Here is a 23,364-nt window from a genome sequence, read left to right on the forward strand (position 1 = left end):
AACGTTGAACGTCTCATTCGAACGAAAATCGCATGAATCATTCAGACAAGATAGCAGCGGACAAAACTTCGCTTGGTTTCGAATTCCAAGATTTCGTTTACATCGAAAAGCTTATCGACCTCAGACCGGAGCAAACATTAGGTCTTGAGCTCCACGACGACATCCATGTTGAAACTGCCACAGACGACGCATCCATCAAAGACCTTCTGCTCATCCAGGTCAAGCACTCTGTCGACCCGGGCAACGTCACGGACCGAGACATTGACCTTTGGAAGACTATACACAACTGGCTCAAGCTCGTCCCGGGCCTGCCGCCTTACCGGACACTCACATTCCAGCTTTACACCAACAAAAGCCTCAACAACCAGGCATTTGTGAGCTTGCTGAAAGCCCCACGCCAGAACATTCAAGCGATCATCGAGCATATAAAAAATACGGATCAAGAAATTTCAGCGGCAGAATCAAAAAAGAAACCTGACGAGTCGCCTAACCCCCTTGCAAAATACGTGAAATCGGTTTCGAAGGCGAGCGACGAAGAGCTCAAGTTCATATTCGAACGATTTGAGTTTCACTCTGATAACTCCTCAATCATCACAAGAATATCTTCAGCCCTGCGACAGCTCTCGATTCCGAAATCACGGGTGGAAGATACCGCGAAATACGTAATCGGCGCATTTAAGCAATCGAAGTTCTCAAGAATCGTCAAAGGCGAAAAAGTCGTCATCACCTTCGATGATTTCCGTACAGAGATGGGTTTTGACAGGATTGTCAGATCAGCCCGAGCTGAACCCGCCGATTTCGATCGATTCGTTGATATCTACTACAGCTATGAACGGCCCGACACGCTATCCTTTAACAACAGCAAATTTCATGATCAGCTCAAAGATATTGGCATCAGCGATGAAGAAATCGTTGATCGCGGAGTCGAAATGATACTGGCGGAGCAGTTCATGGAATCACTCCGGGATGCTGGCTCGTTCAGTGCCAGCGAAAACTCCAGGCTGGAAAACAAAGCTGTTTCCGACTGGCAACTGCTACATAACCAATCACACAGAAGTACAAAAGAAGATGATGAGGCGGCGCATCAGCAGGCATCACTGGGCTGCTACGACCAAACGATGCGCACTCCATTGAAGGCGGGCGATATAGAGCTTCCGATCAATTTGAGCTGCGGCAAATATATCAAGCTATCCAACCTTCCTCGCATCGGGTGGCGCAAGAACTGGCAGAGCAAGTTTAAAAAATGAATCGCTTGTCTCAAAACGAATTGATGGGCACGGTCGCCATCCAAAGCGCGCTGGAAAACTCGGCAGGGCGCAAGTTGTCCCTAGCCAAAGCGATGCTGGTCCTGCCCTTGCTTTTTGACAGGGTCGTGCGCTCGGTCCTGAAAAGGCGAACCAGCGTTGTCTTGAGCAGCAAGGATCTCCTGATTTCCAATCCAGCCGCATTTATCACGGTACGCGCACGATACGAGGACCTGACCATCACTTCCTTGAATACCATACTTCTCGCGGAGGAGCTGGGCATGGTTGCACTGGAAGACGACTGCTTGGTACTCAAGAAGCAGATATTCCTTCAGAGCAACTCCGAGATTGGCAAAATCGCATCAGATATCCTAGCATCCGGCCCCAAGCTGGGCCTGATCCTCAGCGAATCCACCGCGGATCTCTATCAAACATTCAGGATTGAGCTGTGAGTCGAATACAAATTTCAAGTGTCGTTCTTTGGCAAAAGAACGGCATCAAACGAACTCTTGATTTTCTTCCAAATCGAGTGAATGTCATCACGGGCGACTCTGGAAAAGGCAAGTCATCTATTCTTTATATCATCGATTATTGTCTTCTTGCTAGTGAGACAACAGGCATATCTAAGACAAATATTGACTCCAAGGTGGACTGGTACGGAATCAAAATTTCCGTCGACGGCAATGAAATTGTCATCGCACGACCTTCCGAGAGTAACGGAACGACGGATCAGGCGTATTTCAACGAGAATGGAATAGTCCCGCCCTCCCCCGTACTAAATGTGCGGATCGACAATCTCAAGAAGGTTCTGAGCGGCGCATTTGGCATCGATGCCGAATTGAGGGTTCCATACGGCGGCAGGTACATACAGGCAGGATCGAAGGTTTCCTTTCGAAATTTCCTCGCGTATAGCTACCAAGACCAAAACACCATCGTCGCGCCGAACCACCTCTTCATTCGTCCGACCGATGGCCGCTATCAGGAAGCCATTGAACGGACGTTCCGCATGGCCATCGGTGCTGAGAATGTAGACACCGCTCTTTCACGAAATCGCCTCGCTGAACTGGAACGAAAGAGAGCCATTCAGGCAAGAAAGAATGATTCGTACGCCAGGTCTGCAAATGCTTTTGCCGAGGAAGTGGGGGCGCTATCCAGCGAGGCCCATTTGCTCGGCGTCATCGATCGCATTCCCGAATCGTATGAAGAAATGATCGACGTACTCCGCGAATTGGTTCAAGTACCGACAATTCCAAACGATCACAAACGCGAAGTCGAGCGGATCGAGAGCGAAATCTTCAGTCTAACTGCCAAAAATCGCCAGCTGCGGGCGTTCATCGACAACAAGCCCGCTTACGCCGGTGTGTTGAAAGAAACCGAGGACTCGCTCAAGCCTGTCAATGCATTCAATTCGCAGGCTGAAAACATATTTCCTTCCCAGCTCGCCAACGAAGTCATAGCCCGCCTACAGCGCGAGCTCTCGGATATCAAATCTTCACTGCGTAGCCGCAAGAGCTTTCCATTTCTAGAGGAAGTCAAAAATATTTTCGAACAGAATGAAAGGAAAATACAGATACTCAGAGAGGAATTATCCGCGATTGAGATAAAGCAGCCGATTCGATACAAACCCAATGATTATTATCGCTATCTAGGTCGCCTGGAAGCGAAGCTCGATATCTACCGTCAAGGTGAGGACCGACCAGTTCAGCCCCCACAAGACGGCCTCGATGACTCCATTGCCGACCTGCAACGGATCGTGGATCAGAACGAGGAAAAGAGCAATTTAGCAAAGCAGGGGCTGAATCGCTTGATCAACAAGCGACTCATGAAACTACCTCTAAAGGGTTACAACAATTTCTCCGCTTTCTTTAGTGAGAAAGAGAAATTGATCCACCTGCACTCTCCCGATTTTTCAACGGTAGAAAAGATGCCGGACGTGGGAAGTGCATCGAACTACCTCTATCTCCACGTTTCCTGCTTCCTTGCAATTCACGAGATCGCCAAGACACGGTCAATCCCGTGGGTTCCCTCTTTCTTGGTGCTTGATCAGGTCAGCACGCCCTACTTCTCGAGCGACGGCAAGCCCAACGATGACATCCGCAGCCTAGACAAAGTCTTGACGGAATTAAACCAGTTTGTCATCGACATGGACGAACTCGGTGGATTCCAGATCATCTTGCTAGAACACATCGGCAAGGAACACTGGACTTCGCTTAACCTGGACCGGTTTCATCTTGTCGACAGGGAGCTCCGCGACGACTATGGCCTCATTCTTGAGGCTCCGGACGATGAAATGCCTGCGGAGTCACGTCAATAGGCCTCACAAGGCGTGCCGATACTCATGCCACTATGAGCCGGCTCTTTTGGGTTGCGCTCGGCGCGCTACGCGAGCGCGCTGAGGTGGAGTCGCGAAACCGGCCATTGAAGCTCTCGATGTAGCCGTTCGGTATGGGCCTGTCCGCTACCTACGTCTCTATGGCCCAGCGATAGCTGATCGGTGGCTTTCTGTCGAGAGCACTCCTTCACTCCATTGGTAAGGTGGCGCTAGCATTTCGCTGGTGAGTGGCAGGTAACCGATGCATTTCTGACTCACCGGCGTTAGACAGCGAACGGCGGCTCCGGCCGATTAACGCTCACTCAGCCTTCACTCAGACCGCCTTCAGCGTCTTGCTACAGGCCAAGTGCGTGAGCGCCAAGCCAAGCCAGCAGGGCCAGCGCGGCAAGAGGGAGCGCCACCTTGGTGATCAACAGGGCGATGCCCTTGAACACAAGGTCGATCAGCCAGATCGCGAACACCAATGCAAGCAAGCCAGCCGATATGGCACCGCCGATCGCAACGGCGTACATCGTCTCTTGGCCGGCAGGGATACCTCTCTGTACATCGAGGACAAAGTACACCAGGGTGGTAAGTACGGTCACGAGTGCGGCCCAAGAGGCTGCCCCCCCGGATGACCGACTGGTAGGGCTTCGCGCTCCTGCTTCTCGTTCCAGGCGCTCTTGCTCGCGCTGGCGCTCTGCCTCATTACCCTGGCGGATGATCCGATTGCAGACTTGGCGTGCAATGTCCGCATCCGTCGACAGGCTCGAATCAGGGGGGTGGTAGGGCTGCTGCATGTGCGAATCCTCGGTCTGATCCAGTGGCATCGAGGGGCGCCTGGCCTTGATTGCCATTGTCCGCTGAGTGGCACCCATTGCTGCAGTCTTGGATAGAGATCAGCAAAGATCAAGAACCGCCAGCTTGGACACCGCAACAGGAAAGATGCTTCCCCGCGTGGTGCAATGGCATCCGATCCAGTCAAAGCACAGCAAGCGCCCCCCATGCCCACCACACTCTCCTGCACTCTCGCGCTGCCCGCCACCTTCCGGCCGGGCGACATTCTCGCCTTCCACCGCCGTGACGCGCATGAAGTGGCCGAGTCGGCAGACGCGGCGTCCTTGCGCAAGGGACTGGTGTGGAACGGCCTGGCGGCGTGCCTGGCGCTGCGCTTCGAGCCGGGTCGGGCGGTGGCCGAGCTCGCCATCGACGGCGCGGCGGCTGCGGAGTGCTCGACGCGGGTAACCGGTCACTGAGCGGCGTTCTTTGCCCGCCCGCGCCCACGCGGAACAATCCCTCCCACATTCATCAGGGAGGAGCCGGCAGTGACCAGGGCGACAGCGACCAACAACAAGTGGCGGCGGCGTAGCCGCCAGGAGTGGGAAACCGTCTTTGCGCGGTTTGCCGCGAGCGGCCTGGGGATCGAGCCGTTCTGCGCCCGCGAGGGGCTCAGCGAGTCGAGCTTCCGGCGCTGGCGTAGCCTGCTGGGCGAGCCGAGTACGCAGCCTGCCGCGCTGGCGATGGAGGCCACTGGCTTCGTCGACGCCGGCACGCTCAAACTCGGCGGCACGGGTCGCCTCGAACTGCGGCTCGACCTGGGCGACGGCGTGATCCTTCACCTGTCGCGCGGCTGATGTTCTTCCCCGAAGGCGCGGTCCGGGTCCATGTCTATGGCCGCCCGGTCGACATGCGCAAATCCTTCGACGGCCTGTACGCGCTCACACGCCAGGCGCTCGGCTGCGATCCGCTGTCGGGCGAGCTGTTCGTGTTCATCAACCGACGCGGCACGCAGATGAAGGTGCTGTACTGGGATCGCACCGGATTCTGCGTGTGGGCCAAGCGTCTCGAGCAGGGGCGCTTCGTGTCGAACTGGGCGCAGGTCCGCACGCGCCAGATGGACTGGACCGGGCTCAAACTCTTGCTCGAAGGCATCGAGCCGGCCCGCACCAAGCGCCGTTTCCAACTGCCCGCAAACGCCGTGCAACCCGCATGAATGCTGGGTTCTGCGGTAAAATACGCGCCATGCCCGCGCCGCACTGCACCCCCGTTCCGACCCTTGCCGAGGCCGCCCAGTGGGCGCCCGAGCGCATCGTCGAGATGGCGCAGGCGAACGTCGCCTTGCAGCGCGACATGGATGCGATGCGGCTCGAGTTTGCGGCACTCAAGCATCAGCTTGAGTGGTTCCGCCGCCAGCTCTTTGGCCAGAAGAGCGAGAAGCGCGTGGTGTCACCCGACACCACGCAGATGTATCTGGGCGAGTTGCCGATCCCCGACACACAGCCCGATGTCCCCGGCAAGACCGTGGCGGGACACACCCGTCGTGCGTCGCGCACCGACTTCACCCAGAGCAAGGACGACTCGGCGCTGTTCTTCGACGAGACGCGCGTCCCGGTCGAGACGATCACGCTCGCCAACCCCGAGACCGAGGGCCTCACCGCCGAACAGTTCGAGGTGATCGGCGAGAAGGTGAGCCATCGCCTGGCGCAGCGCCCGGGCAGCTACGTGATCCTCAAGTACGTACGCCCGGTCATCAAGCGCCGCGACACGCAGACGATCCACTGCCCGGCGGCCCCCGCCGGGGTGATCGACGGTAGCCGCGCCGACGTGAGCTTCATCGCCGGGCTCATCACCGACAAGTTCTGCTACCACCAGCCGCTGTACCGCCAGCATCAGCGGCTCGGGGACAACGGCATCCGGGTCTCGCGCCCGTGGCTCACGCAGCTCACCCACGCGGCGCTCGCGCTGCTCGAGCCGGTCTTTACGGCCCAGCTCGACTCGATCCGCGCAAGTCGCATCAAGGCGATGGACGAGACCCCGATCAAGGCCGGGCGCGCCGGCCCGGGGAAGATGAAGGGCGGCTACTTCTGGCCGGTGTATGGCGAGCGCGACGAAATCTGCTTCGCCTATCACGAGGGGCGTAGTGGCAAACACATTGCGCAGACCCTGGGGACCGACCCACCGCCCGAGGGGGCGGTGCTGCTCACCGACGGCTACGCGGCCTACGAACGTTACGCACAAAAATGCGGGCTCACGCGCGCGCAATGCTGGGCGCACTCGAGAAGAAAATTCTTCGAGGCCCAGTCGATCGAGCCCGAACGGGCGACGCAGGCATTGGAGATGATCGGCCAGCTCTACGCGGTAGAGCAGCACATCCGTGAGGCACAACTCATCGGCGAGGCACGCCGCGCATACCGGCTCGCCCAGGCCAAGCCGATGGTCGACCGGTTCTTCGACTGGGTCGACGCCCAGTTCGAATCCCAGGGGCTACTGCCGAGCTCACCGCTGACCACTGCCCTGGCCTACGTGCGTGAGCGCCGGGCCGCCCTCGAGGTCTACCTCGCCGACCCCGAGGTGCCGATCGACACCAACCACCTCGAGCGGGCGCTACGCGTAGTGCCGATGGGCCGCCGCAACTGGCTCTTCTGCTGGACCGAGGTCGGCGCGAAATACGTGGGGATCGCGCAGAGCCTGATCGCCACCTGTCGCCTGCACGACATCGACCCCTATGCCTATCTGGTCGATGTGCTCCAGCGCGTCGGCCAGCACCCTGCCGCCGATGTCGCGCAACTCACCCCAAGGCTGTGGAAGCAACACTTCGCGGCCAATCCGCTTCGATCCGATCTCCACCCGCGCTCGAAGTAGGCAAGAACGCCGCTCGGTTACCGCTTACCGACGCGGTTCCAGGCCATGGTGCGGCGCATGCTCGGCCTGACCCAGGACATCGAATCCTTCGAGCGCCAGCACCGTGCGCACCCGCAGGCCGGCGCGCTGATCGCTCGCCAGGCCGGCTTGCGCGTGGCGGTGGCGGCGACGCCCTTCGAGGCGCTGAGCTGGGCGGTGACCGGGCAGCAGATCAGCCTGGGGGCGGCGGTTGCGTTGCGGCGCAAGCTGATTGTGGCGGCGGGGGTGCGCCACACCTGCGGCCTGATGTGCTACCCGGACGCCGGCCGGGTGGCGGCGCTGACGGTGGCGGCGCTGCGCGCCGAGGGCTTCTCCGCGGCCAAGGCAAACACCCTGCACACCCTTGCCCACCTGGTGGCGGACGGTGCGCTGCCGCTCGACGCCTGGCTGCACACGCTTGCGGTGGACGACATCCGCAACCAGCTGTTGAGCGCGCGCGGCGTTGGCCCGTGGACGGTGGATTACACCTTGCTGCGCGGTTTCGGCTGGATGGACGGCTCGCTGCACGGCGATGCGGCCGTGCGGCGTGCGCTGCAGGCACTGCTCGGCGCGCCGGACAGGCTCGGCGAGCACGATGCGCGCAGCTGGCTGGCGGGTTTTTCGCCGTGGCGCGCGCTCATCGCCGCGCACCTGTGGGCGGCTGACTCGGCGCTGCCGGCGCACACGGGCAGCGGCCGCCGGGCGCCCTGACTACGGAAACTGCGCGCGCTCGCCGAAGTACTCCACCAGCCGGTCGAACACCAGGCGGATGCGCGCCGCCACCGGGCCGCGCTGCGGGCGGTACACCGACAGGCTCCAGGGCTCGGGCGCGAGTTCGGGCAGCACCTCGACCAAGCGCCCTGCGCGCAGGTGCGGCGCCGCCAGGTAGGCGGTGAGCTGGCCGAAGCCGACGCCGGCCAGCACCGCCTCGGCCTCGGCACCGGTGTCGTCGGTGGCGAAGGTGGGTGCGCGCGGCAGCCATTGCTGGCCGCCGGCCAGGAACCACGCCCACGGCCGCCCGGTGTTGGGGTCGATGGCGACGGTGGTGGGGCGCTCGGCCAGGTCCTGCAGCGTCGCCGGGGCGCCGCAGCGCGCGAGCAGTTCGGGCGCGGCGACGATGTGGAAGGACACGCGCGACACCGCGCGTGCGACGAAGCGGCTGTCGCGCAACACGCCGACACGGATGCCGATGTCGATCTGCTCGTCGACCATGTCGGCAAACTGGTCGGAAAAGCGCAGGTCGAGTTGCAGCCCGGGGTGCTGCGCGCACAAGGCGCCGAGCACGCGCATCAGCCCGTGGCGGCCGAGCGCCCGCGGCGCGGTGATGCGCACCAGGCCGGCCAGCTCGCTGTCGCGCGCCTGCTCGGCGCCGTGGAAGATCGCATCCACGCCCTGCAGGCTGTGGCGCGCGCGCGCCGCAAGCTGCTCGCCGAACTCGGTGATGCGGTTGTGGCGGGTATTGCGGTGGAAGAGCAGTTCGCCGACGTGGTCCTCCAGCTCCTTCACTGCGCGGGTGACCGCCTGCGGCGACACGCCGAGGCGCTTGGCGGCGTCCTTGAAGTTGTGCGATTCGGCGGCGGTGCAGAAGATGCGCAGCATCTCCAGGCGGTTGAGCATGCTCGGAATCCAGTTTGGCCAGGGCCAGGCCGAAGCCTGGAGTATTCCAGAAAATGGAAGCGTGAAATCTCAAATTAATCATTTATCGGATTTAGCGGCATGGCGATACTTTGCCGGTCGCAGGCCGTGGGCCCGCTTGCCATCAGGATGTCCGCCATGACCATCAAATCCCGCGCCGCGGTTGCCTTTGCCGCCAACCAGCCCCTGCAGATCGTCGAGGTGGATGTCGAACCGCCCAGGAAGGGCGAGGTGCTCGTGCGCATCGTCGCCAGCGGCGTGTGCCACACCGACGCCTTCACGCTGTCGGGCGACGACCCCGAGGGCATCTTCCCGTCCATCCTCGGCCACGAGGGCGGCGGCATCGTCGAGGCGGTGGGCGAAGGCGTGACCTCGCTCGCCGTGGGCGACCACGTGATCCCGCTGTACACGGCCGAATGCCGCGAGTGCAAGTTCTGCAAGTCGGGCAAGACCAACCTGTGCCAGGCGGTGCGCGCGACCCAGGGCAAGGGCCTGATGCCCGACGGCACCACGCGCTTCTCCTACCAGGGCCAGCCGATCTACCACTACATGGGCACCTCGACCTTCTCGGAATACACCGTGGTGCCCGAGATCTCGCTCGCCAAGATCCCCAAGGACGCGCCGCTCGACAAGGTCTGCCTGCTTGGCTGCGGCGTCACCACCGGCATCGGCGCGGTGCTCAACACCGCCAAGGTGGAAGAAGGCGCCAGCGTGGCCATCTTCGGCCTCGGCGGCATCGGCCTGGCGGCGATCATCGGCGCGAAGATGGCCAAGGCCGGGCGCATCATCGCCATCGACATCAACCCCGCCAAGTTCGACATCGCCCGCGAGCTGGGCGCGACCGACTTCGTCAATCCGAACGATTTCGACAAGCCGATCCAGGAGGTCATCGTCGACATGACCGACGGCGGCGTCGATTACTCCTTCGAGTGCGTGGGCAACGTCAAGCTGATGCGCGCCGCGCTCGAGTGCTGCCACAAGGGCTGGGGCGAATCGACCATCATCGGCGTGGCCGGCGCGGGGCAGGAGATCAGCACCCGGCCATTCCAGCTCGTCACCGGCCGCGTGTGGCGCGGCAGCGCCTTCGGCGGCGTCAAGGGCCGCACCGAGCTGCCGAGCTACGTGCAGAAGGCGCAGAGGGGCGAGATCCCGCTCGACACCTTCATCACCCACAACATGCCGCTCGACGACATCAACCAGGCTTTCGAGCTGATGCACGAGGGCAAGAGCATCCGCACGGTGATCCATTTCTGACGCGGGAGAACAGATCGTGAGCCTGGAGATCCTCAGCACCCAGAAGAGCTTCGGCGGCTGGCACAAGCGCATCCGCCACCACTCGGACGTGCTCGGCTGCGACATGGTGTTCGCGGTCTATCTGCCGCCCCAGGCCGCGCAGGCAGGCGCCCGCCTGCCAGTGCTGTACTGGTTGTCGGGGCTCACCTGCACCGACGAGAACTTCATGCAGAAGGCGGGGGCGCAGCGCATGGCGGCCGAGCTCGGCCTCATCATCGTCGCCCCCGACACCAGCCCGCGCGGCGCCGAGGTGCCCGGCGACCCGGACGGCGCCTGGGACTTCGGCCACGGCGCCGGCTTCTATGTAAACGCCACCCAGGCGCCGTGGTCACGCCACTACCGCATGTACGACTACGTGGTCGAGGAACTGCCGGCGCTGATCGAGGCCAACTTCCCCGCCTCCGACCGCCGCGGCATCAGCGGGCATTCGATGGGCGGCCACGGTGCGCTGGTGTGCGCGCTGCGCAACCCGGGGCGCTACCGCTCGGTGTCTGCCTTTGCGCCGATCAGCAACCCGATGCAGTGTCCCTGGGGCGAAAAGGCCTTGTCGCGCTACCTGGGCGAAGACCGCGCGCAGTGGCGCGAATGGGACACCTGCGCGCTGATCGCGCAAGCCGGCGAACGCCTGCCGCTGCTGGTCGACCAGGGCGAAGCCGACGGCTTCCTCGCCGAACAGCTCAAGCCCGAGGCCCTGCACGCCGCCGCCACCGCCGCCGGCCACCCGCTGACGCTGCGCCTGCAGCCGGGCTACGACCACAGCTACTACTTCATCGCCAGCTTCATCGACGACCACCTGCGGCATCACGCAACGGCGCTGGCGGGGTAAACACGACGGATGGTCGCTTTCGCCAACCATCGGCGCGGACGCGGCTACGCGAAAGGATTCAACACATCTACCCCGAGGGTTTTGAAATCCGCAACATTGCGTGTGACAACGGTGAGACCCTGCGTCCGCGCAGTCGCCGCAATCATCGCGTCCTCGTAGAGTGTGTCGGACTGGCGGTGCATCAGCCTCGCCCACTCCCTGAAGGCCGCAGCATCCATCGCCAGCACGTTCCAGGCGCTGGCCACGCGCTCGAGCCAGGCTTCGATCTCGGCGGCCTTGGCCGGATCCTGTTCGCGCGTGCGTTCAATCCCGGCCTGAATCTCGCCGAGCGTGACCGCCGACAGGAACAGGCTGGCGTCCTCCACCGACTGCAGCCAGGCGACTACGGCGCCGTGGGGCCGCGGCCTGCGTAGTTCGGAGACGACGTTGGTATCGAGCAGGTACATGTGGATCAGCCCAGATCCACCGGCGCGCGGCGCCTGACCGTGCCGCGCGCGGGAACGAGCTCTTCGATGCGCGCCTCATCCGCCAGCAGCAGGGCCTTGAGCGAGGGCCGCGCCGCGGCCTGCAGGCGGCGCCACTCCTGCACCGGAATCAATACCGCGGCCTCGACACCTCGCCGGGTGACCATCTGCGGTCCCTCGGCCAGACAGCTGTCGAGGAACTCGCTGAACCGCGCCTTCGCGTCCTGTACCGGCCACACATGCATGATCACGCCTCCTGACTAGCTTTGTGACTAGTTTGTACTGATGGGGATGGGCCGTCAATTCCTCATCGCACGGTGCTCGGGGCCTCACCCGCCCCGAGGCGCGTGTCAGCGCGGCACACTTCCGTCCTTCTGATAATTAGGCGAACGCGGCCCGTACAGCATGCCGCTCGGCCTGCCTGCCGCCAGCAGGCGGTTACTGGTGATGCCGGCGATGGGATGCGACCTGTTGGTCACGCTCTCGACGATCTGGGCGACCACGGCCTGCACGAGCAGGCCGACCAGGCCGCCGCTGGAGCTGCGGCCTTCGGCGCTGGAGGCGGTGGCCTCGCCCTGCCACAAGGACTGCCCGCTGCGCAGATCGACCAGCCTGGCCTCGGCGGTGACGCGGCTTTCGCTCGCCAGCACGGCGTAGCTGGTGCCGTACTGCTTGATGTTGATGTAAAGCGCGGCGTCGGCACCGAAGATTTCGCGCAGCTTCTGCGGTGCCACCTCGTGCATCTCGGGCGGGTTGTACAGCCCGTTCTGGCGGAAGGTCTCGTCCACCAGGCTGACCGGGAGCACGTAGTAACCGGACTCTGCCAGCGGCAACGTGACCTGCGACAGCATGCTGTAGGTGGCGGCCACGTCGGGCGAGCTGTTGAGCGGCGGCAGCACCAGGATGGAGGCCGGGCGGCTCTGCTTGAAAGCGCTGTAGTCGTAGGGCGTGGGCGTCGCGCAGCCGGTGGCGATGAGGGCGGCGGCAAACGCGGCGGCCAGCCCGGCCTGCGCCGAGCGGATGGAAGGGGTTCGGAATCGCATCGTCGGGCGTCTCAATTCGTTCGCTTGAACTTGCCGAGCAGGAAGTCGATGTAGCCGGCGCTTTCCGGATAGAGCGCCTTCTCGGCTTCGAAGTACTTCACCATCTGGTCGCCCTGCTCGCCTTCGGCATACAGCAGGCCGAGGTGCGCGTTGTAGCCCGGCGGCACCGGCCTGCCGGCGGCACGCGCCTTCTCCAGGCCGGCTTCGAGGCTGGCGATCTGCTCCTGCGGCCCGACCTCCTTGGTGAAGTGGCCGTAGAGCGCGGGCTGGTAGTCGCCCCAGTAGTAGAGCGGCTGCGGGCCGGTGGCGCAGCCGACCAGCAGCAAGGTGGCGGCGAGCGCAAGCACGGCCGAGCGCCGTGCAGACAGGAAACGCATCATCGTGGAGCTTCCGTTGCGTGCCGATCAGCGGCCGGGTTGCCAGGCGCCGGACTCGATGCCCTCGACCAGGCGGTTGACCGCTTCGCGCATGGCGAGGTCGAGCACCTTGCCATTGAGCGTGGAGTCGTAGCCCGCGGTGCCGCCGAAGCCGATGACCTCACGGTTGTCGAGGCTGTACTCGCCTGCGCCCTGGGCCGAATAGACCACTTCCGAGGTCTCGACGTTGACCACGTTGAGATTGACCTTGGCGTAGGCGATCTGCGACTTGCCGCGCCCGAGGATGCCGAACAGCTGCTTGTCGCCGGTTTCCTTGCGGCCGAACTCGGTGACGTCGCCGGTGATGACGAAGGTGGCGCCCTTGATGTTCTGCGCCGACTTGGCGAGCGCCGCCTCCTGCCTGATCTCCGCCATGTTGTCGCGGTCGAGCACGTTGAAGCGCCCGGTCTGCTGCAGATGGGTGATCAGGACGGTCTTGGCCTGGCTGCCGAGGCGGTCGACACCATCGGTGAAGATGCCGCGCATGAAGCTGGAGCGGTTATCGAACTTGCCCACGGCGATGAGGCTGCGCTGGCCGGTGTATACCGTGCCGGCCGAGGCCACCTTGGCCACCTCCAGCGTGCGCGACTGCTCGGTGGCGCAACCGCCGAGCAAGGCTGCGCCGCCAAGCAGCGCAATACCAACGGCGAGGGTGCGGAAAGCGGGTTTGCGAGGCATCTGGGCCGGCTCCGTAATATGTCAATGGAAAAGCCCGGCATTCTGCCGCAAAGCGCAGCCTTGTGCATGCGCACATGATCGAGGCACAACCCGGACGCCATCGCCTTCACCCCCTCGCGGCTGGCGCCGCTCCCACGGCGGGAACAAGCGCCGCAGCCAATCCTCTCCGATGGTGCATAATTATGGCCTGCTTTGCCCCCTGGCCGACGACCACGCGCCGTTGCCGTGCGATGCCATATCGTTCGCCCACTCTGCGCTGCCCCCGGGCCGGGCCAACGCACTGCCCGCTGCCGACATGAACACTGCCACCCTCTCCGCCGCCCCTGCCCAAACCGCAGACGGCATACGCACGCTGTGGCTGCGGTTCATCCTGCCGCTGGCCCTCATCTCGCTGCTGATGAGCGTGACCGGGGTGGTCGGCTACCGCTACCTGAGCGAGGAGATCCGTCGCGAGACGCACCGCACGCTGGCGGTGATCGCCGAGCAGAAGCGCCAGCAGATCGAGAACTCGCTGCACGAGACCCGGATCGACGCCGAATCCTACTTCTCGGCCGATTCACGCTTCGAAAGCCTGTACGCTACCTGGCTGGCGGGCGGACGGGGCGACGGCGTCCGCCTCGAGCGCATGCGCGAGCATCTCGTCGAGATCGCGCGCCGCCGCGGCTGGGGCGGGCTGGCCATCGTCGATGCCGGACTGCGGCCGGTGCTGAGCATCGGCGGCACCGATATCGGGCCCTTGCATGCACTGGCGGCAGACATCCTCGCGCGCCCCCGGGTCGAGCTCATCGACCTGCACCGTGACGCCGCGGGCGAGGTGCAGTATGGCGTGCTGGCACCCATCGGCGAGCCGGGTGCAGCGCGGGGCGTGGTGTATCTGACCTGGAAGGCCAGCGCTGCGCTCTACCCCCTGGTCGAATCCTGGCCCGTGCCGACGCACACCGCCGAAACCTATCTCGTGCGCCGCGACCCGGCCGGCGTGCGCTTTCTCACGCCCTTGCGGCACGCCCCCGAGCCGGCCCTGGCGCTCACCCGCCCGCTCGACGCGCCTGCGCTGCCCGCAGCGCGCGCGGTGGAAGGGCAGCTCGGTATCCTCGAAAACGGGCGCGACTACCGCGGCGTGCCGGTGCTCGCCTATGCGGCCGCGGTCGACGGCACGCCGTGGCTGATGCTCGCCGAGATCGACGAACGCGAAGCCTACGCCGGCATCCGCACCATGGCCTGGGCCACCGCGCTGGCGATGGGCCTGGGCCTGGTGCTGGTCTATTCCGGCGGCTACCTGCTATGGCGGCGCGACCAGGAACGCCAGGAGCTTGCCGCACTGCAGGCCCAGCGCGCGGCCGAGGCGCGCTTCCGGGTGATGTTCGAGCAGGCGCCGCTCGGCGTCGTGCTGCTCGACTCGGAAAGCGGACGGATCACCGAGGCCAACCGGCGCTTTGCCGAGATCGTCGGCCGCCCGGTTGCGGAACTGACCGGACTCGACCCCGCACGCATCACCCACCCCGAGGACGTGGAAGCCGGCCTGAGCGAGCTCGATCGCCTGCGCCGCGGCGCCAGCACCGGCTACCGGCTCAGCAAGCGCTACCTGCGGCCGGACGGTTCGACGGTGTGGGCGAGCCTGACCTGCGCGCCGGTGCGGGTGTATTCCGAGCCCGCGCCGCGCTACCTCGTCATCGTGGAGGACATCAGCGCGCGCAAGGAGATGGAAGAACGCCTGCGCCAGGCTACCGCCACTGCCGAGGCGGCCAATGCGGCCAAGAGCGAGTTCCTCGCCCACATGAGCCACGAGATCCGCAAGCCGATGAACGCGGTGCTCGGGCTGGCCCAAGTGCTCGAGCGCGAGCCGCTCGCCGCCAACCAGCGCGACATGGTCGAGCGCATTCGCAGCGCGGGCCAGTCGCTGCTCACCATCCTCAATGACGTACTCGACCTGTCCAAGATCGAAGCCGGCCAGTTGCGCATCGAGCCGCGGCCGTTCGACCTCGGCGTGCTGCTCGCCAACGTCGACAGCCTGATGGGCCAGGCTGCGCGTGCCAAGGGGCTGGCGCTGCATGTGGACGCCCCCGCCCCGCTCGAGCACGCGCTCCTCGGCGACGGCTTGCGCATCGAGCAGGTGCTGTTCAACCTCACCGCGAACGCGATCAAGTTCACCGAGCGCGGCGAAGTCACGGTGCGGGTGCGCGCGCATGACTGCGGCGCAGCCGCACTGCGGCTGCGGGTCGACATCCTCGATACCGGCATCGGCATCGCTCCGGAGGCGCTCGGCCGCCTGTTCGCACCGTTTGCCCAGGCTGACGCAGGCATCGCGCGCCGCTTCGGCGGCACCGGGCTGGGCTTGTCGATCTGCAAGCGCCTGGTCGAACTGATGGACGGCGAGATCGGCGTCGACAGCCGGGTCGGCGAAGGCAGCCTGTTCTGGTTCGAGGTCCCGGTGACACGCGTCAGCGCCGACGAGATACGCCGGCTCGCGCCGCGCCGGCATGCACAGCCGCGCGGCCCGCGCCTGCAGGGCGCTCACCTGCTGGTGGTCGACGACAGCGCAATGAACCGCGACCTGGTCGAACGCGCCCTCCGCCTCGAGGGTGCGAACGCGACCCTGGCCGCAGACGGCCAGCAGGCGGTGCAGCTGTTGCGCACCCGCCCCGACGGCTTCGACGCGGTGCTGATGGACGTGCAGATGCCGGTGATGGATGGCCTGAGTGCAACGCGCGCAATCCGCGGCGAGCTCGGCCTGGGCACGCTGCCCATCATCGTGTTCACCGCAGGCGTGCGCGAGGACCAGCGCGCCGCCGCCCGCGACGCAGGCGCCGACGACGTGCTGCCCAAGCCCATGGACCTGGACCAGATGGCCGAACTGCTGGCGCATTGGGTAACGCCGCGCCAGGCCTCGCCCGCCGCTCCCGCCCCAGCGCCCGCAGAAACAGCCGCAGCCACACCGGGCGACGGCTTTCCGGCCATCCCCGGCATCGACCGCGAACGCGCCATGCAACGTCTCGGCGGCGACGCATCGATGTTCTGCAGCCTGCTGCACATGTTTGCCGAGGACAACGCCCGTGCCGTGGCCGACGCACGTGCCGAACTCGCCCGCGGCGATCGCGTCAGTGCCGGACGCCGGCTCCATACCCTGGCGAGCAACGCCGGCTTCCTGTGCGCGCTCGATCTCATGCAGGCCGCGCGGGCACTCGAGGACGCCGTCGACCGTAGCGAGGCAAGTGCAGAGGCGCTGGACGCGGCGCTGTCGGCACTGGAAACCCAGGTCGCCACGCTGATCGCCGACAGTCTGCCCTGGCAAGCGGGCTGATCGCCACCGGCACGCGCCTGGCGCGGCCGACTTCGCACTCAGCGCCGGTCGGCGGCGACGAACTGGCTGACGAACGCCGCTTCGGGTACCGGCCTGCCGCTGTAGAAGCCCTGGTGCAGATCGACACCGATTTCGCTGAGGTGCACCAGCTGGGCCGAGGTCTCGACGCCCTCGGCCACGACCTCCAGCTCCAGGCTGTGCGCCATGGCGACGATCGCCGGGATGAGCGCCGCACCGTCGCCGTAATTGCCATCGTCATCGAACAGTGCGGCCACGAAGCTGCGGTCGATCTTGAGGCTGGTAAAGGGCAGGCGGTGCAGGTAGGAGAGCGATGAGTAGCCGGTGCCGAAGTCGTCCAGCGCCAGCCGCATGCCACGCTGGCGCAGCGTACGCAGCGCGGCAACATGGTCACCCTCGGCGCGCAGCAGCATCGATTCGGTGATCTCCAGCTCGATCAGGGCCGGGTCGACGCCATGGCGCTCGACGGCGGCAAGCACGCGCACAAGCAGGTCGCCGCTCCAGAACTGGCGCGGCGACAGGTTGATGGCCATGCGCAGGGGGTAGGGCAGGCTGTCGCGCCAGCGCGCTGCGCAGGCCGTCGCGTTGTCCAGCACCCAGTCGCCGATCGGCACGATGAGCCCGGTCTCTTCCGCGACCGGGATGAAGCGATCGGGGGCGATCCACTCGTCACCGTCATGCCAGCGCAGCAGCGCCTCGGCGCCGAACAGGCGACCGGTCGCAGTCTCGAACTGGGGCTGGTAATGCAGTTCGAAGCTGCCGTGTTCGATCGCCCGGCGCAGGCGCGCCTCCATCGACGCGCGGTGCAGCACGCGCTCCTTCATCTCCGGGGTGTGCCAGCGGACCGTGCCGCCGCCGTCGCGCTTGGCGGCGTACATCGCGGTGTCAGCATTGCGCAGCAACTGCTCGGCGTCGGCCGCGTCGTCCGGGAACATGCTGAGGCCGAGGCTGGCACCGACGTGAAGGTGGTTGCCGTCGGTGACGAAGGGCGACTCCAGGAGTTCGAGCAGCGCCCGCGCCCGCGACTCGGCAAGCTCGCGGCCAGCAACTCCGGGCATGAGCACGATGAACTCGTCGCCCCCCTGGCGCGCCAGCACCTCGCCGTTGGCCAGGCCGCCAACCAGGCGTTCGGCGACGGCTTGCAACAGGTGGTCGCCGAGACGGTGACCCAGCGAGTCGTTGATGTCCTTGAAGCGGTCGAGGTCGATGAACACCAGTGCCACCTGGCCACCAGCGGCCGTCGCTGCCGTCAATGCCTCGGCCAGACGTTCTGCGAGCAGGAAGCGGTTGGGCAGGCCGGTGAGCTGGTCGTGCTCGGCCAGATAGGCGATCTGCGCCTCGTGGCGCTTGCGCTCGGTAATGTCGGTGACCGAGCCCGACATCTGGTAGGCAACGCCGCGGCGGTCACGCACGGCGATGCCACGCGATGCGATCCAGCGGTACTCGCCGCTGTGCGAGCGTACCCGGTACTCACAGTAGAAGAACGGCGTCCTGCCTTTGAGATGCTCGGCCACGGTGCGGTTGTAGTGCGCGCGGTCGTCCGGGTGCACCAGCGCCAGCCAGGCGTGCGTATCGAGCAGGAAGTTCTGGCTGTAGCCAAGGATCTCCAGCAGGCGGTGGCCAACGTCGAGACGCTTGCTGACCGGGTCCCAGTCCCAGAAGCCGTCGTGCGCGGCCTGCATCGCCAACCGATAGGCGCGCTGAGTCGCCCGCAGGCGCTGCACCTGGGCGCCCGTACTCACCGCGACGTAGAGGAAGACAACGGCCAGCGCCAGGTGCACGCCCGGCGGCCAACCCCAGTGCCGGAACAGGAGGAAGAGCAGAACCAGCAACAGCAAGCCGGCGACACGCACGGCAATCGCCCGCCCGCCTGCGAGCAGCCGAGCCGCTGAATCGGTCGCCAGCAGGTTTATCGCCATGCCCGTGGACGCGCTGCAAGGGCCATGGCGCAAGGGCCGAAATCGATCATCGTCCTCCGCCGCAAAGCGGGATCGTCAACAAAAAATGGGCGGTGTCAGCCGACACCGCCCGCAGAAGCTTAACGAGGAATGGGACGCCTTGCAGCATCAATCGCCCACGCGCCGCGGGCCCTTTGCAAGCGTCATTGCACCCCCTTTCGCCGCAGCCGAGGCGGCGAAAGGGTTACGCAGCGATCAGCCGAGATCGAAGCGGTCGGCGTTCATCACCTTCGTCCAGGCAGCAACGAAGTCACGCACGAACTTCTCCCTGCTGTCGTCCTGCGCGTACAACTCGGCGTAGGCGCGCAGGATGGCGTTGGAGCCGAACACCAGATCGACCCGGGTTGCGGTCCATTTCTTCGCGCCGCTCTTGCGCTCGACGATGTCGTAGCTGTTGCGCCCGGTGGGCTTCCAGCTGTAGCGCATGTCGGTCAGATTGACGAAGAAGTCGTTGGTGAGCGCGCCGACACGATCGGTGAACACGCCGTGCTGGCTGCCGCCGTGGTTGGTGCCGAGCACACGCAGACCGCCGATCAGCACGGTCATCTCGGGCGCCGTGAGCCCGAGCAGCTGGGCGCGGTCGAGCAGCATCTCCTCGGGCTGCACGACGTAGTGCTTCTTCTGCCAGTTGCGGAAGCCGTCATGCTCCGGCTCGAGCACGGCGAAGGACTCGACGTCGGTCTGCGCCTGGCTGGCATCGCCGCGCCCGGGGGCGAAGGGCACCTCGACATCGAAGCCAGCGGCCTTGATCGCCTGCTCCAGGCCGACGTTGCCGCCGAGCACGATGACGTCGGCCACGCTGGCGCCGGTCTCGGCGGCGATCTTCTCGTAGGCGGCGAGCACCCTGGCGAGGCGCGCCGGCTCGTTGCCTTCCCAGTCCTTCTGCGGCGCAAGGCGGATGCGCGCACCATTGGCACCACCGCGCTTGTCCGAGCCACGGAAGGTGCGCGCACTGTCCCAGGCGGTGGCGACCAGGTCACCGACCGACAGGCCGGCAGCAGCGATCTTCGCCTTCACCGCCGCCACGTCGTAGTTCTTGTTGCCGGCGGGCACCGGGTCCTGCCAGATGAGATCTTCAGCCGGTACGTCGGGGCCGATGTAGCGCGCCTTCGGCCCCATGTCGCGGTGGGTCAGCTTGAACCAGGCGCGGGCGAAGACTTCTTCGAAGTAGGCCTGGTCGTCGCGGAAGCGTTCGGCGATCTTGCGGTACTCGGGGTCGAACTTGAGCGCCATGTCGGCGTCGGTCATCATCGGCTTGCAACGGATCGACGGGTCCTCGACGTCGACCGGCATGTCTTCCTCGGCGATGTTCACCGGCTCCCACTGCCAGGCGCCGGCAGGCGATTTCTGCAGCCACCAGTCGTGCTTGAACAGCATGTCGAAGTAGCCGTTGTCCCACTGCGTGGGCTTGGACGTCCACGCGCCTTCGATGCCGCTGGTCACGGTGTCACGGCCGATGCCGCGGGTCTTGTGGTTCACCCAGCCGAAGCCCTGGTCTTCGATGTCCGCGCCTTCCGGTGCAGGGCCGAGGTTGGCTGCGCTGCCGTTGCCATGCGCCTTGCCGACGGTGTGGCCACCCGCGGTGAGCGCGACGGTCTCCTCGTCGTTCATCGCCATGCGGGCGAATGTCACGCGCATGTCGTGGGCGGTCTTGAAGGGGTCGGGCTTGCCGTCGACACCCTCGGGGTTCACGTAGATGAGGCCCATCATCACCGCGGCGAGCGGATTCTCGAGGTCGCGCTCGCCGGAGTAGCGCGAGCCCTCGCCGCCGCTGGGGGCGAGCCATTCCTTCTCGGAGCCCCAGTAGATGTCCTTCTCGGGGTGCCAGATGTCCTCGCGGCCGAAGCCGAAACCGAAGGTCTTGAAGCCCATCGACTCGTAGGCCATGTTGCCGGCGAGAATGATGAGGTCGGCCCAGCTCACCTTGTTGCCGTACTTGCGCTTGATCGGCCACAGCAGGCGGCGGGCCTTGTCGAGGTTGCCGTTGTCGGGCCAGGAGTTGAGCGGGGCGAAACGCTGGTTGCCGGTGCCTGCGCCGCCACGACCGTCGGCGATGCGGTAGGTGCCGGCCGCGTGCCAGGCCATGCGGATCATCAGGCCACCATAGTGGCCCCAGTCGGCCGGCCACCACTCCTGGCTGTCGGTCATCAGCGCCTTGAGATCCTTCTTGAGCGCCTCGACGTCGAGCTTCTTGAGTTCTTCCCGATAGTCGAAGTCCGCGCCCAGCGGGTTCGACTTGCTGTCGTGCTGGTGGAGGATGTCCAGATTGAGCGCGTTGGGCCACCACGCCATCACCGAGTTGCTGGAAGCCGTGTTCGCGCCATGCATCACCGGGCAACCGCCGGCCGTGTTGTTGTCATTCCCGCTCATCATGTTCTCCTGTAATGGTCCATCTCACCTACGGAAAAAGGCAGCGCAAGCGACTCGCCCAAGCTGACGCCCCGAGGCCTGCAACACACACGACCGACACGGTCGCCGTGCTCCCCGACTGCCCATGACTTCAGCTTAGCAAAGGAATTGACAATTGAAAGCAATAACATCGATTGCAACACGCTATCGACACCGATCCCGGCAATCGCCTGGAGCAGCCGGCGAGGCCTAGGTCTTCACTCTGATCCGGCTGCCCCGGACGCCCTGCACGACGTCGACCGCAACATCGATCTGCTGTTTCATCTCCTCCACGTGCGAGATCACCCCCACCATGCGGCCGCGCTGCTGCAGGTCGATCAGCGCCCGCATCGCCAGTTCCAGCGACTCCGGGTCGAGGCTGCCGAAGCCCTCGTCGATGAACAGGGTGTCGAGCTGTACACCGCCGGCGTAGCCCTGGACGACATCGGACAGGCCGAGCGCAAGCGCCAGCGAGGCCATGAAGCCCTCCCCGCCGGACAGCGTGGCGGCCGGGCGGCTGCGGCCGGTGTACTCGTCGACGACCTCCAGATCGAGGCCGGCGGCACGACGCGCATCGGCAACGTCCTCGCGACGCTGGAGCTGGTAGCGGCCGCGGCTCATCGCCGTCAGACGCAGCGAAGCCGCACGCAGCACGTCATCGAGCAGTGCCGCGAGCACATAGCGCTGGAAGGTGAGATTGCGCCCATTGTTGCCGTTGGCGATGTCGGCAAGATGACCGACGATGCGGTACTCGGCCTCGATTGCGCCGGATTCGCGTGCGATGAGGTCGAGACGCGCAAGCGTGTCGGCGAGGGCGGACAGGGCGCCGCGGGCCTGGGCGATGCGATCGAGCACGGCCTCGACCGCGGCACGGGCCGCAGCGGCACGGGCTTCGAGGGCATCGAGATCGGGGCGCGCCAGCCCGGCAATGGCGCTCAGGGCGCGCTCGGCACGTTCGCGGGCAGCTGCATGGCGCTGTTCAGCCTCGCGGATCGCAGCGTCCAGGGCAGCGATGCGCTCGGCAGGCAGCAAGGCGGCACGCCACGCAGCCTCGCCACCCGATTCGCTACCGCCCTCCGCCGCGAAGCCCGCGGTGACCAGCGCCTCGGCAAACTGGAGGCGCGCCTCATCGACGCGCGTCGCGGCCGCGGCCACGCTCTCGGCCAGGGTGGCGCTCTGGGCCTGCAACGCAGCGACACGGCGCGCTGCCTGGTCATGCATTGCCTGTGCCTGCTGCAGCACGCGTTCGAGCTGGGCACGTCGCGCCTGGGCCTCCGCCAGCGCAGCCTGCAGCGCAACCGGGCTGCGCAAGGCCTCGGGCACGCCGGCGCGACGCTCCGCGGCCACCTGCGCAGCGGCATGCGCGGCGCTGGCGGCCGAGACGGCTTGCGTACGCGCCTGTTCGGCCGCTGCCGCAACGTCGGCAGTGGCCTGCTCGACGGCGAGCAATTGCGTGCGCAATGTGGCGAGCTCGGTCGCCGCTGCGTGCGCGGCGTCGAGCTGATGGCGCAGCTGCGCAGGTTCGGCATCCGCGCGATCCGGTTCGTCGTCACCCGCCGGGGCCAGTGCCGACGCCCGCGTGTCCACTTCGGCCGCTGCCGCGGCGCATGCCAGTTCGGCGGCATTGAGCGCCTGGCGGGCGGCATCGAGCGCACTGTCAGCCGCGCGCGCCTGCTCCGCAGCCGCCTGCAGCGCCTGTTCGGTGGGCAGTTCATCCGCATGCACGGCGGGCGCAGGATGGTTGGCGCTGCCGCATACCGGACAGGGCTCGCCGTCATGCAGATGGCGGGCAAGGATGGCGGCCTGGGCCTGGCGCCAGCGCATGTCCAGCGTGGCGAAGGCGGCGCGGGCGGCACTGGCGCCCTGCATGGCGGAATCGCACGCCTGGCGGGCCTTGGCTGCGGTGGCTTCGTGGCGGCCGAGTTGGGTACGAGCGGCAGCCAGCGCCGCAAGCGCACGGGCACGCTGCTCGGCCTGCTGCAGGCGCAGTTCGAGGCTGGCAGCCGCGCCGGCCAGCGCTTGCAGGTTGTCGATGCGGGCGAGGAGCGCGCTGCGCTGGCTGGCCAGCGCCTGCTGGCGGGCATCGGCGGCGGCGAGCACCTTGTCGGCGGCGAGCCGGGCGGCCGCGCAAC

Annotated in this window: 21 protein-coding genes; 11 read left to right on the forward strand and 10 right to left on the reverse strand. The window is 65.5% G+C overall.

Annotated features, from left to right (window positions below):
- Positions 1-32: 32 nt before the first annotated feature.
- Genes B447_RS18585 through B447_RS18595 form a run of 3 tightly spaced genes read left to right on the forward strand, consistent with a single transcriptional unit; the run spans position 33 to position 3,558 of the window.
- Positions 33-1,247, forward strand: a complete 1,215-nt coding sequence (locus B447_RS18585) for a dsDNA nuclease domain-containing protein (RefSeq protein ID WP_002944139.1) — start codon at positions 33-35, stop codon at positions 1,245-1,247.
- Positions 1,244-1,696 carry a three component ABC system middle component gene (locus B447_RS18590; protein WP_002944140.1) on the forward strand — a complete coding sequence of 151 codons (453 nt, stop codon included), beginning with the start codon at positions 1,244-1,246 and terminating at the stop codon, positions 1,694-1,696. Before B447_RS18585 ends, B447_RS18590 begins: the two co-directional genes overlap by 4 nt.
- The gene (locus tag B447_RS18595) at positions 1,693-3,558 is read left to right on the forward strand and encodes a DUF3732 domain-containing protein (protein ID WP_037983168.1); all 1,866 of its coding nucleotides are present in this window, start codon (positions 1,693-1,695) and stop codon (positions 3,556-3,558) included. The genes B447_RS18590 and B447_RS18595 overlap by 4 nt, the downstream gene beginning before the upstream one ends.
- A gap of 353 nt (positions 3,559-3,911) precedes the next feature.
- On the opposite strand, the gene B447_RS22665 is transcribed toward B447_RS18595, so the two are convergent.
- Positions 3,912-4,160 (reverse strand): hypothetical protein, encoded by a 249-nt coding sequence (locus tag B447_RS22665; protein ID WP_157384731.1) that lies wholly within the window; start codon positions 4,158-4,160, stop codon positions 3,912-3,914.
- 399 nt (positions 4,161-4,559) lie between these two features.
- On the opposite strand from B447_RS22665, the gene B447_RS22670 reads away from it, so the two are divergent.
- The 5 genes from B447_RS22670 to B447_RS18620 all read left to right on the forward strand — a co-directional run bounded on the left by B447_RS22670 (position 4,560) and on the right by B447_RS18620 (position 7,926).
- A complete protein-coding gene (locus B447_RS22670; RefSeq protein WP_002944143.1) occupies positions 4,560-4,811 on the forward strand; it encodes a hypothetical protein in 252 nt (83 codons plus the stop codon).
- A 69-nt stretch (positions 4,812-4,880) separates the two neighbouring features.
- On the forward strand, positions 4,881-5,189 hold the full coding sequence (gene tnpA, locus B447_RS18605) for an IS66 family insertion sequence element accessory protein TnpA (RefSeq protein WP_002937029.1): 309 nt from the start codon (positions 4,881-4,883) through the stop codon (positions 5,187-5,189).
- Positions 5,189-5,548: an IS66 family insertion sequence element accessory protein TnpB gene (gene tnpB / locus B447_RS18610; protein WP_002937031.1), complete on the forward strand. Its 360-nt coding sequence runs from the start codon at positions 5,189-5,191 to the stop codon at positions 5,546-5,548. The genes tnpA and tnpB overlap by 1 nt, the downstream gene beginning before the upstream one ends.
- A gap of 29 nt (positions 5,549-5,577) precedes the next feature.
- Positions 5,578-7,197: an IS66 family transposase gene (gene tnpC, locus B447_RS18615; protein ID WP_002937033.1), complete on the forward strand. Its 1,620-nt coding sequence runs from the start codon at positions 5,578-5,580 to the stop codon at positions 7,195-7,197.
- Positions 7,198-7,254: 57 nt separating this feature from the next.
- Complete coding sequence (locus tag B447_RS18620) at positions 7,255-7,926, forward strand: DNA-3-methyladenine glycosylase family protein (RefSeq protein ID WP_198291839.1); 672 nt, start codon at positions 7,255-7,257, stop codon at positions 7,924-7,926.
- Here B447_RS18620 and B447_RS18625 read toward each other — a convergent pair whose 3' ends face one another.
- Complete coding sequence (locus B447_RS18625; RefSeq protein ID WP_002944149.1) at positions 7,927-8,832, reverse strand: LysR family transcriptional regulator; 906 nt, start codon at positions 8,830-8,832, stop codon at positions 7,927-7,929.
- A 156-nt stretch (positions 8,833-8,988) separates the two neighbouring features.
- On the opposite strand from B447_RS18625, the gene B447_RS18630 reads away from it, so the two are divergent.
- Entirely contained in the window at positions 8,989-10,104 is a 1,116-nt protein-coding gene (locus B447_RS18630; RefSeq protein WP_002932009.1) for an S-(hydroxymethyl)glutathione dehydrogenase/class III alcohol dehydrogenase, read from the forward strand.
- Between the two features lie 16 nt (positions 10,105-10,120).
- A complete protein-coding gene (gene fghA, locus B447_RS18635; RefSeq protein WP_002944150.1) occupies positions 10,121-10,969 on the forward strand; it encodes an S-formylglutathione hydrolase in 849 nt (282 codons plus the stop codon).
- 44 nt (positions 10,970-11,013) lie between these two features.
- Here the strand turns inward: fghA and B447_RS18640 are convergent, their stop codons facing one another.
- The 5 genes from B447_RS18640 to B447_RS18660 all read right to left on the reverse strand — a co-directional run bounded on the left by B447_RS18640 (position 11,014) and on the right by B447_RS18660 (position 13,570).
- Positions 11,014-11,415, reverse strand: a complete 402-nt coding sequence (locus tag B447_RS18640) for a type II toxin-antitoxin system VapC family toxin (RefSeq protein ID WP_002944151.1) — start codon at positions 11,413-11,415, stop codon at positions 11,014-11,016.
- Between the two features lie 5 nt (positions 11,416-11,420).
- Positions 11,421-11,678: a type II toxin-antitoxin system Phd/YefM family antitoxin gene (locus B447_RS18645; RefSeq protein ID WP_002944152.1), complete on the reverse strand. Its 258-nt coding sequence runs from the start codon at positions 11,676-11,678 to the stop codon at positions 11,421-11,423.
- 105 nt (positions 11,679-11,783) lie between these two features.
- Positions 11,784-12,476, reverse strand: a complete 693-nt coding sequence (locus tag B447_RS18650; protein ID WP_002944153.1) for a DUF799 domain-containing protein — start codon at positions 12,474-12,476, stop codon at positions 11,784-11,786.
- Between the two features lie 11 nt (positions 12,477-12,487).
- Positions 12,488-12,856: a DUF4810 domain-containing protein gene (locus B447_RS18655; RefSeq protein ID WP_002944156.1), complete on the reverse strand. Its 369-nt coding sequence runs from the start codon at positions 12,854-12,856 to the stop codon at positions 12,488-12,490.
- A 24-nt stretch (positions 12,857-12,880) separates the two neighbouring features.
- Positions 12,881-13,570, reverse strand: coding sequence for a CsgG/HfaB family protein (locus B447_RS18660; protein ID WP_002944157.1), 690 nt, complete (start codon positions 13,568-13,570; stop codon positions 12,881-12,883).
- Between the two features lie 295 nt (positions 13,571-13,865).
- On the opposite strand from B447_RS18660, the gene B447_RS18665 reads away from it, so the two are divergent.
- Positions 13,866-16,868 (forward strand): ATP-binding protein, encoded by a 3,003-nt coding sequence (locus B447_RS18665; protein ID WP_232431677.1) that lies wholly within the window; start codon positions 13,866-13,868, stop codon positions 16,866-16,868.
- Positions 16,869-16,906: 38 nt separating this feature from the next.
- Here the strand turns inward: B447_RS18665 and B447_RS18670 are convergent, their stop codons facing one another.
- The 3 genes from B447_RS18670 to B447_RS18680 all read right to left on the reverse strand — a co-directional run.
- Positions 16,907-18,805, reverse strand: coding sequence for a putative bifunctional diguanylate cyclase/phosphodiesterase (locus tag B447_RS18670; RefSeq protein WP_002944160.1), 1,899 nt, complete (start codon positions 18,803-18,805; stop codon positions 16,907-16,909).
- Positions 18,806-19,039: 234 nt separating this feature from the next.
- Positions 19,040-21,214 carry a catalase/peroxidase HPI gene (gene katG / locus B447_RS18675; protein WP_002932045.1) on the reverse strand — a complete coding sequence of 725 codons (2,175 nt, stop codon included), beginning with the start codon at positions 21,212-21,214 and terminating at the stop codon, positions 19,040-19,042.
- A gap of 228 nt (positions 21,215-21,442) precedes the next feature.
- A partial coding sequence (locus B447_RS18680; RefSeq protein WP_002944164.1) for an SbcC/MukB-like Walker B domain-containing protein occupies positions 21,443-23,364 on the reverse strand: 1,922 nt, incomplete at its 5' end.

Source organism: Thauera sp. 27 (genome assembly GCF_000310125.2).
GTDB lineage: Bacteria > Pseudomonadota > Gammaproteobacteria > Burkholderiales > Rhodocyclaceae > Thauera > Thauera mechernichensis.